This window comes from Clostridium zeae, from assembly GCF_017312485.1.
GTDB lineage: Bacteria > Bacillota > Clostridia > Clostridiales > Clostridiaceae > Clostridium_AR > Clostridium_AR zeae.
Genome location: NZ_BMBA01000001.1, coordinates 1,763,897 through 1,775,283 on the forward strand (window position 1 = coordinate 1,763,897; position 11,387 = coordinate 1,775,283).

At 33.3% G+C, this 11,387-nt stretch carries 5 protein-coding genes; 1 reads left to right on the forward strand and 4 read right to left on the reverse strand.

Annotated elements, in window-relative coordinates; translation table 11 throughout:
- Positions 1–27: 27 nt before the first annotated feature.
- From J3477_RS08080 to J3477_RS08095, 4 genes are all read right to left on the reverse strand, one after another.
- On the reverse strand, positions 28–1,572 hold the full coding sequence (locus tag J3477_RS08080; RefSeq protein ID WP_206869222.1) for an acyl CoA:acetate/3-ketoacid CoA transferase: 1,545 nt from the start codon (positions 1,570–1,572) through the stop codon (positions 28–30).
- Between the two features lie 280 nt (positions 1,573–1,852).
- On the reverse strand, positions 1,853–3,577 hold the full coding sequence (locus tag J3477_RS08085) for a sigma 54-interacting transcriptional regulator (RefSeq protein WP_206869223.1): 1,725 nt from the start codon (positions 3,575–3,577) through the stop codon (positions 1,853–1,855).
- A 454-nt stretch (positions 3,578–4,031) separates the two neighbouring features.
- Positions 4,032–4,805 carry a COG4705 family protein gene (locus J3477_RS08090; RefSeq protein WP_206869224.1) on the reverse strand — a complete coding sequence of 258 codons (774 nt, stop codon included), beginning with the start codon at positions 4,803–4,805 and terminating at the stop codon, positions 4,032–4,034.
- A gap of 255 nt (positions 4,806–5,060) precedes the next feature.
- Positions 5,061–6,656, reverse strand: a complete 1,596-nt coding sequence (locus J3477_RS08095; RefSeq protein WP_206869225.1) for a hypothetical protein — start codon at positions 6,654–6,656, stop codon at positions 5,061–5,063.
- A 581-nt stretch (positions 6,657–7,237) separates the two neighbouring features.
- Here J3477_RS08095 and J3477_RS08100 point away from each other — a divergent pair.
- A complete protein-coding gene (locus J3477_RS08100) occupies positions 7,238–11,245 on the forward strand; it encodes a glycoside hydrolase family 43 protein (RefSeq protein WP_206869226.1) in 4,008 nt (1,335 codons plus the stop codon).
- The last annotated feature ends 142 nt before the right edge of the window (positions 11,246–11,387 follow it).

Here is an 11,387-nt window from a genome sequence, read left to right on the forward strand (position 1 = left end):
ACCATAGTTATTTTTCACATTTAGAAGTTACTTGAGATTCATAAGTTCATCCTTAAAGATTCTTACATCCATGAGCTTTAAATTCTGTGATATTATTGGTCTAAAATCCATTTGATCCAGAATATCTTTTTCTAAATTTACTCCCGGAGCTATTTCTTCTAGTTCCACTCCATCACTGGTCAATCTAAAGACTGCTCTTTCAGTTATATAAAGAACTGATTGGTTTACTTCTCTTGCATAATCTCCACTAAAAGTGATTTGCTCAACATCCTTGATAAATTTCTTTGATTTACCTTCATTATCAATGATTAGCTTGCCATCAGAAATATTAATCTTAAGTCCTCCTGCAGTAAAGGTTCCACAGAAAACAACCTTTTTTGCATTTTGAGTTATATTTATAAAGCCACCACATCCAGCTATCTTAGGACCGAATTTGCTTACATTGATGTTTCCTTTTTCATCACATTGCGCAAGCCCTAAAAACGCTACATCTAAACCTCCACCATCATAAAAATCAAACTGCGATGATTGATCTATTATACTATCTGGATTAATTGCTGCTCCAAAGCTCAGACCACCAGCAGGTATTCCTCCAATTGGACCAGACTCAATTGTAAGTCTCAAGGTATTACCTATATTTTCTTCATTTGCCACCATAGAAATACCCTCTGGCATTCCAATTCCTAAATTTGCGATTGCATTTGGAACAAGTTCCATAGCACAACGTCTGGCTATTATTTTTCTTTCGTCCATAGGAAGGCATTTAATAGAACTAGCTGGCATTTTTATTTCTCCACAGAAAGCAGGATTAAATGCTTCTGCAAAGGTCTGCATGTGATCTTCTGCACTAGCTACAACTACGGCATCTACAAGTATTCCTGGAATTTTTACAAGTCTTGGATCTAAATTTCCTTTTGATACTATTTTTTCAACCTGAAGAATAACTTTTCCACCTGAATTCTTTGCTGCCTGAGCCATTGAAAGACCATCAAGAGTTGCAGCTTCCTTTTGAAGACTTGCATTTCCTTCTTCATCTGCATAAGTAGCCCTAATTATTGCTACATTTATAGGAAAAGCTTTATAGTAAAGATACTCTTTATCGTCAATATTGATAACCTTTACAATGTCTTCAGTAGTATAGTCATTTAATTTTCCGCCTTCAACCCTTGGATCTACAAAAGTTTTCAAACCAACATGAGTAATTGTTCCTGGCTTTCCTGCTGCAATATCTCTGTAAAGACTTGATATTACTCCTTGAGGAAGATTATAAGCTTTTATCTTATTCTTAATTGCTAGTTCCTGAACCTTAGGAGCGAGTCCCCAATGTCCTCCTATCACTTTAGAAAGAAGACCTTCTTGACCTAAATGATTTAAGCCTTTTTCTTTACCATCTCCTTGACCTGCTGCATAAACAAGAGTTAAGCTACTCGGAGCACCTTTCTCTAGGTAAATTTCTTTAAGCTTCTTTGTAACTCCCTCTGGATGTCCAATACCTATGAAGCCGCCTACTGCCACTGTGTCTCCATTTTTTATTAAGGAGATTGCTTGTTCCGCCAACATTACCTTGCTCATATTTTCTCCTCCTTTTCATATACTCCATAAAGTAAAAGTGTAATATTTATTAATAAGTTCGCTTTCACTTATTTATATTAGCAAGATTCATGCCAAGACTTTAGTGATAAAAGAAACGTAAATAAAGGAGTTCACCTGCTTTAAAGGTATCCAAATCTTATAAAGCTCAAAAATAATGTTCACACTTCCGTACATAATTTAACGTAAACATTTACATACAGTACGTAGTTCCGTACACTTATGATATGTAAAAAAAGTAGTTGTACGAACTTCCGCACAACTACTTCTGTATTTTATATTTTTCTATCTTTTCATATAAACTAGTACGACCTATATCCAAAATTTTTGCTGCTTTCGTTTTATTTCCATCTGCTGCTCTAAGAGCGAGAATAATAGCATTTTTTTCACTTTCTTCTAAGATGTCCTGAAGCCTTTTAGGAGTTATTGAAACCTTTTTACCTGTAATTTCTTTCGGTAAATCATCTACGTCAATTACGTTACTATCTCCCATAATGTTAATTGCTCTCTCTAAAATATTTTCTAATTCTCTAACATTACCTTTCCATTCATAGGTTTTAAGATATTCTTCAGCCTCTTTTGACATTCCATTAACTTTCTTATCTAAACTCACTGAAAGCTTTTTAATTAGATGGTTAGAAATAAGTATAATATCATTGCCTCTCTCTCTTAAAGGAGGAATTTCAATTGTTACAACATTAAGCCTATAATACAGATCTTCACGAAACTTGCCCTCTGAAACTAATCTTTCAAGATTCCTGTTTGTAGCTGCAATTATCCTTATGTTAATCTTCCTGGTTGCAACTCCACCAATCTTTTCAACTTCTCTTTCTTGAATCACTCTTAAAAGTTTTACCTGCATATGTAGAGGCATATCTCCTATTTCATCCAAGAATATTGTACCTTCATTTGCGATTTCAAACTTTCCGATTTTCCCTTCTTTTCTTGCACCTGTAAAAGCTCCTGCTTCATAGCCAAATAGTTCAGACTCAAGCAAATCGCTTGGAATTGCTGCACAGTTGACCTTAACAAATGGCCCCTCATAACGATTACTCTCTGAATGTATAGCATGTGCAAATATTTCCTTACCAGTTCCGCTTTCCCCTAAGATAAGTACATTTGAACTAGTATGAGCAGCTTTTTTCACTATGGCCTTAGCTGACTGAATAGCCTCACTTTCCCCTATAATATTTTCAAGGGAGTAGCTAGCTGTATTAAATTCCTTAAACCTTGATTTATAATTGGCCAATTCTTTTTCTATAGCACTTATCTTCTTGTAAAGACTATTAAGTTCTTTTACATTTCTAAATAATACCTTCCCTACAACCCCAATAACTTCTCCATTTTTTATTATAGGTATTCTTGAAGCTATCATATAATTTCCTTTAATCCTATGAAGCTGTGCTACTTCTTCTTTACCGGTTTCAAGTACTATTGGCATTCTTGTATTCTCTATAACCTCAGTTACATGTCTGCCTATTACATCTTCACTTTTTATTCCTAGAAAATCTTTATATGCCTTACTCATCATAGTGATTATTCCATTCTTATCTATAATCACCATACCATCGTAAGCTGTCTCAATTACAGTATTTAATATTTCGCTGCTGTTTTTCTCTTCATCAAGTTTATGAAGCAGCTCCTTATAATTTGTTATATTATTGAAAATCAGTATTGATCCCTCTAAATTTTCTCCATTACATATAGGTATGACATTTAATATTAAACTTAATTCATTTATAACTATAGGCTTTTTAGTTTCTTCTTTTTTAGTTGATAAGAGATAAGGAAGTTCTGGATCAGGTATCAATTTATTAATATTTTTCCCCAAACTACTTTTGCAATCTAAGTCAAAGAGAATACTAGCTGCTTCATTGATAAAGAATATCTTATTATTGGTATCAACTATAATTATTTCATTAAAGATGTTGTCTAATATTATTTTCAATTCATTAAAATTACTCAAAGATAACGATCGCTTCATCATATACTAGTACCTTCTTTCTTTTAATTTTTATGCTTTAAAATAGTTTCAAAAAAATATAATAAATAATGATTCTGAATTTTCACCGTGCACAAATTATAGTAGCAAAACTTAGTTTTTCACTGTGGCTTATAATATTGGCTATATACAAAATATAGAAATAGTATATCCTACACAATTTAAAAACACAAATTTTTACTGAAAGACTTTCAATTATTTATGATATCGTTGAGGATGCAAAAAATATTATTAAAAAACACTTGAATCTTAGGATCTCTACATAATATTTTAATGTGAGAAAAGGCTAGGATTTCAAATCAAAATCCTAGCCCTTCCCTAATACTTACCTACTTAGTTTTATCATAGTTTCCATATGAATTGTGATAGAAAGATGATATAGATAGTATTAAGGTTTTCCTTTTTATTAATTATAAATAGATTACTGTTTATTATATGTTTAGCATTTAGCATCTTTATTTGTAATTGCCATGTAACCCACAAGAGCAAGAATTATGATTGTTAAAACTAAACTAACCGACCCGGTTCCTAATCCAAGACCTCCTCGCTCATGAGACACTCCCATCCAGTCTGCAAACGAAGCGCCTAATGGTCTTGTAACTATATAGGCAAACCAGAAAGTGAAAACTTCATTAATTCTAAACACCCAATAGGCTATAGCTGGAATAGCAATTATTATAGCAAACAATATACCTGAAAAGAAGTAGCCTAAGTTCATTGTTGAGGCAGTCATATCTCCAGCGGCAGTACCAAGTGCAAATGTAGTCAGTATAACAGCCCAATAAAAAAACTCTCTTTTACGAGTATATATACTATGTATTGATAAAGTCTTTTCACTGAAATACCAAATTCCAAAGATAATTCCCAATGTAACTATAAAGAACATTGTTGAAATAACATACGGAATTCCAAATCCAACATGTACAACATCCGCGGCCATAGTACCAAAAATGCTTACCATAACTACATTTAACCAGTATATCCATGGTACATATCGACGTACTGAGAACTGCAGAACTAATGAAACTGCAAGACACCCCCCCGCAATACTAACCGCTATTACAGGATCTATATGATTTACAAAGTAGTCCGATGCTACCTCGCCCATTCCAGTGGTTAGTACCTTAATAATCCAGAAAAAAATTGTAATTTCCGGAACCTTGTTAAGTATAGGCTTTACATTATTTATAGTATGTGAAAAATTTTTACTCATATGCTAAATTTTCCTTTCAATTAAGTTCCATATTTCGTTCTTCTAATTCTTGATTCTTTTTATACGATTCTTCAATATGAATTTTATTTTCGGTGTGTTTAAAAATTAATTCTGGTAGCCAAGCTATTCTTAGAATTCTACAGTAATTTATATATAAGATTACATGTCGTAAAATAGGAATTAGATTATAGTTGAAAGTATTGTTACAAGCAAATCTGGAAAAGAGCTTATATTTTTTCCTTATTCCTAATTTTTTTATGATTGCATAGCGGAAATTGAAGCTTCCAAAGCAGATTTACAGGCGGCTTGTTTTGGATTACTTGATCTCAGCTGTGACAATACTTTATCAATTGTACCATCAATCTGAGTCCACTTTTCAGGATTCTTAGTCTGAATATTCGCTTGCGCATTGTCCCATGCAGTTTCCAAATCCTTTACCCGTGTTTTTGCTCCAGCTAAATCACCGTTATTGACAAGAGCCAAGGCGTCCTTTTCAATCTTTATAAAACTTGATAAATCACCAAGTGGCGATGTTTTGGGTGTGTTAGAAGTTGAACTTTGAGTCGGTTGCTGTGTTGATGTTGACTCCGGAGTCTGTGTCTTAGCTGGTGGAATTTGTACTTCCTCCTGTGAAGTCTGTGTTTTAGCCGGCGATGTGCTATTTATTTTTGTAAGCACTGCAAGCGAATTGTCAATCACCGACTTACATTTTTCGATATCGGTGGTTGTTCGTACAGCCGTTAATACTTGATCAAATGTCGTATCAATTTCTGTCCACTGGCTTTGGTTTTGCGGGCGAAGTGTGCCTTCCTGAGAATCCCAATCATGTTCAAGAGTATCTGCCTTTGCTCTAGCATCTTTAAAGTCGTTTGCTGCGACATAACCTCTCATATCATTTTCTGTGCTGATAAATCCTGCAAGTTCGCCCGATAAATCTTTTTTATCTCCAACGTATTTGTTATGCTTGCTTGCATATGTGCCTATAAAAATTCCTGCAAAAACAAATACTAAAGCCATTACACAAACTTGAACAGCTAACCTCTTTGATGTTGCACGATTTTCATTTACCTGTGTTTTCTCGTTTTCAACCTTATCTCTTTTGGTAAATGACAAAAACAGCACTACGGCTAAAATTGCAGTAAGGAAAATGATGCTTGTTACAGTTGCCCCAAGACCAAGACCACCTAAGCTTTTGGGTTGAGACATAAAGTCACCTAGCGACGCACCCAGCGGACGTGTTAAAACATAAGCAATCCAAAAGGTTAATATAGAATCAAACTTGAAATATTTTGCAGCTATAAAAACGCAAGCAATGATTGTAACTACAATAAGCCCAGTAAGAGTGTACCCAAGCGCTAATTCTTCAGCTACATAATCCCCGACTGCAGTACCAAGTGCAAATGTAAAGAGTATTGCAAGCCAGTAAAAAGCTTCTCTCTTTGACGTATAAATAGAGTGGATTGAAAGTGTTTTTTCACTCATAAACCACAGTACAAATGTTGCGGCTAAAAGAATTGTGAACATAATTACACTTGTTGTAAGCTTAACATTCATATTTTCAACCATATTATCGGTTATTAATGTTCCGAAAACACTAATCAGAACCACAGTAAGCCAATAAATGACGGGAATATATTTCTTTGTTCTAAATTGAATAAACAAGACAATGGCAAAAGCTACCCCCATAATAACTGATGTTAATGTTAATCCCAAGCCAAGATTGATGTTCAAGAAGTCAGCAAAGGTTTCGCCAACTGTTGTACACAAAATCTTGATTATCCAGAAGAAAATTGTAACTTCAGGTACCTTGCTAAGTAAAATCTTCGTTTTATTTTTGTTTGTTAGATCCATTTCAAATGATCCTACCTTTCCTATTGTTGTTCCATATCCATCACTATAATTCATTTAAAGTATGGCTTTTCTGTTTGTTTTTATCCTATTTATTGTGCTTCTCTCCTATTACTAATCCGTACTTGTCAATCAGAAAAACAAATTACACATGTATCATATTATTGGAGTACCTATATTTAAAGCTTTGCTGTTGCTTTTTCTACTATAAACTCTGCTCATTAAAATCCTATTAAAATTTCATTAAAAAATTCTTTGATAGATATTAGAAACTATCCAATATCATTAAATAAGTCGAACTAAGTAAAATGTTATTTAGTTAAGAAAGGATGTGTCCAAAATATTGACATAAGACCATTATTTACTTTAGATTAGTATAAAATATATTCACACTTTTATCTGTATAAAATTCTAATTTAGTTGTTTTCATGCAAAATAAATAATATAATTATATAGTAATATCTAAAACATTTTAATAAATTCTATAATATACGTAATATTTAAAACACTTTATAAAAATATATAACATTAATTGTTTTTGATATTCAATCTGGTAAAAATCAAAATATACAGGGGGGATTTATTTGTTAACAAAAACTTTGACGAGATTGACATCAAAGCTAGCTTTAAGTTTAACAAAAACTAAATCGTTTTCAAAATGGTTTGGTAGAAGCGTGAAAAAAGGAATAGCCGTATGGTTAACGGCTACGATGATATTAACTCCGATTCAAGGATTTAATGTTATGGCGTCTACAACAGATCAAACTACAACCTTAACTGATGCGGATCTAGCATCAGCATATTCAAAAATATCTGTAGATCGTGTATCTGTGCATGACCCTTCAATTATTTCAGACGGAAAAGGAACCTACTATATTTTTGGATCACATTTAGCTTTTGCTAAATCAACGGACTTAAAAAACTGGACACCATTTACAAACAACATTACTTCAAATTATAAAACTTTATTTGCTAAAGAATTTAATTGGGCTAAAATGGGTGACAGTGTATATGATCCATCCGGAAATATGTGGGCTCCTGATGTTATTTATAACCCTACTTTAAACAAATGGTGTATGTATATGAGTATCAACGGTTGTTCATGGAATTCATCTATTGCACTGCTTACAGCAGATAGCTTAGATGGAGATTGGACTTATGTAGGAACTGTTATTTATTCAGGCTTTACTGATGCAAATAATAATCATGATTTTGCAAACACTGATTTTACAACAGTGACAGGACTTACTACACTTCCAAGCAGATATATTTCAAATAAATATACCTGTTCAGATAATTCAACAACTACTGAAACAACCACATGGAATAATAGTTATGGCGCACATGCTATTGACCCTACTGCTTTTTACGGCCAAGATAGAAAGCTTTACATGACCTATGGTTCTTGGTCAGGCGGTATATATATTATTCAGCTTGATTCAGCATCAGGTTTAAGAGATACCGCTGCTACCTATAGCTATTCTGCAGGTAACTCTGATCCATACATGGGAATCAAACTTGCAGGTGGAAGTGGTACTTCCGGGGAAGCTTCCTATGTTCAATATATTGATGGATATTATTATTTGTTTATATCAGATGGTGGACTTGTAGCAAAAGGCGGTTACAATGTTAGAGCCTACAAAGCTTCTAATCCAGAAGGTCCATATACAGATGTATCTGGTCAATCACCAAAATACTCTACTTATACTGTAAATACCAATAATGATGTTGGTACAAGGCTAATGTCTTATTATAAATGGAATTATCAAAAATATGCTCAAGTAGCTCAAGGACATAACTCAGCTTTTGTTGATTCTGATGGAAAGTCATATATTGTTTACCATACAAGAACAAATGATGGTTCAGAAGGATTTACTGACAGAGTACATCAATTATTTACAACAAAAAATCATTTCCTAGTAGAAGCTCCATTTGAATACAACGGAGAAACTGTTTCAAAAACAGGCTATGTAGCTTCTAGTGTTACTGGTTCTTATGAAGTTATTTTACAGAAACAGAATATTAATTATTCAAACCTTGAATATTGCAGTGGTCAAAATATGACTTTAAATTCAGATGGTACTATTTCAGGTGATTACACAGGAACATGGACAATGGATGCCAATTCACCTTATGTTACATTAAATGTTGGTGGAACTACTTATGAAGGTCTTTTTGTTGAACAAACAATTGAGGGAACCAATGTAAATACAATGGCATTTACTGTAGTTGGAACAAATGATGTATGCATATGGGGAGCCAAATATCCATCTGATGAAGCTTCAATTGCAATGGCAAAGGATAACCTTTCAGTTACTTCTGAAACTTATTCAGATATAACGCTTCCTACAGCAAGTGTGTTTGGTGCAACAGTGAGCTGGTCCTCATCAAATACAACTGTTATTGGAAATGACGGAAAAGTAACTACTCCAGCAGAAGATACTAATGTTACTATGACTGCAACAATATCAAAAAATAATAAGGTATATACTAAGGGCTTTAATGTATTAGTTCATAAGGCTATTAAAAATGATAGCACAATGCAAGTGCTTGGCTCTGCTTTTGTAAACGATCCTCAGGATTTGACAACAAAATTAGACGGTAGCTTGTCTATTGCGAATCCTTATAGCTCAGTTCCTAATCTTGATGTATCAAAAGGCATAAAGATTAAATTCGATGTTCAGTCTACTGGAACAAAAAATGTACTTGGAACTATTATTTCCTTTATGGATGGTGGAAATGGAAAACTTTATTTCACGCCAGGCTCTTATTTAGGATATAACGCTTTAGGCGGATTTTATGATGCAAATCTTCACAACTATGGAATGGCTACTGATTTTCTTGGAGATTCAAAAGATACTGTAGAAATTTCACTTACTACAAAAGGTTTTGAAGTGGATGTTAATGGAGTTAAAGCCTATGACCAATCAATAATAGGTGATTCAACCAAAGGCGCTGGAACATTATCAGATTACTATAATGTATTAACTTGGATTTCTACAACTTCTAATAAGGTGTACTTTGGTAAGGGTTCATGGTGGACAGATCAAGCAGCTAACTGCACTATAAGCAATGTATATTTCTATGGTTATCTTTTACAAACAACTAAAATGATGACTGATGCTAACGGTACGCAGGTTGTAAGTTCAGCTTTTATAAATCAACCTCAAGATTTAACAACAAGGGCAGACGGTACTTTGTCTATGAAAAACCCTTATAAAATGATTTCTAATATTGATGCCTCTAAGGGTATAAAGATTAAGTTTGATGTACAATCTACCGGAGTAAAAAATGCACTTGGAACTATTATTTCTTTCTTGGGCAATGGCGGAACAAACGGGAGATTATATTTCACACCAGGTTCTTATTTAGGATATAACGCATTAGGCGGCTGGTATGATGCAAATGTTTCTAACTATAAAATGGTAACAGATTATATCGGAGATTCAAAAGCAACTGTAGAAATATCTATCACTGCAACAGGCTTTGAAGTAGCTGTAAATGGTGTAAAAGCATATGACCAATCCATATTAAGCGATTCCACAAAGGGAGCAGGTACACTAACAGATTACAGTAAGGTATTAACTTGGCTTACTTCTTCAGCTAATGATATATATTTTGGTAAAGGTTCATGGTGGACAGACCAGGCAAACTGCTCTATAAGCAATGTATACTTCTATGGTTATATAGCTGATGACTCTTCACCTACAGCAATATTAAGTAATGCAACTTATACCTATGACGGAACAGCAAAGACTCCAACAGTTACAGTAACAGATGGTTCTAAGGTTCTTATAAAAGGAACAGATTATACAGTTACTTATATTGATAATACAAATATAGGAACAGCCACAGCAACAATCGCAGGAAAAGGCAATTATACAGGAACAATAACAAAAACCTTTGCTATTACTTCAAAAGATATCACCTCATCGGAAGTAACCTTAGATAGTTATTCTTACGATTATGATGGAACAGCAAAGATTTCAGTGGTTACAGTAAAAGACGAAACCAAAACTCTTGTAGCAGGAACGGATTATACAGTTGCCTACACTGATAATATAAATCCAGGAACAGCCACTGTAACTATTACAGGAATAGGAATCTACTCAGGAACTTTAACAGAAAACTTTTTAATTAACCCTAAAGACAGCAGTAAATTAAAAGTAAAATCTGAAAACTCGTGCTATATATATGATGGTACAGCTAAAACTACAAGGGTTAGTGTAAAAGACAAAAATAAAACTCTTGTAGAAGGCACAGATTATACAGTTACTTATATTGATAATATAAGTGCAGGAATTGCAAAAATAATAGTTACAGGAAAAGGAGGTTATACAGAAGTAATAACCAAAAGCTTTATCATTAAACCTAAGAAAGTCTGCAAATTATCAGTAAGCTTAGGAACTTCTACTAACATCTATGACGGAAAGGTTATTGTAAAGGATGGAGACATCACTTTGATAGAAGGAAAAGATTATACAACAAGCTATTCTTATAATTCAAAAGCAAGAACCACAAAAGTAACTATTACCGGAAAAGGAAACTATATAGGAAGTATAACAAAGGTATTTTCAATTAAAACTAAATAAGAGTATCAAAAAAGGCTAGGATTTTAAATTAAAATCTTAGCCTTTTTCTAATATTTAAATGATAAAATCTTCCAAAACAGTTTTCATAACAGGTATAAGATTTATAGTATAAGCAAGAGCTAGATCTTATTTTTTGTGTACT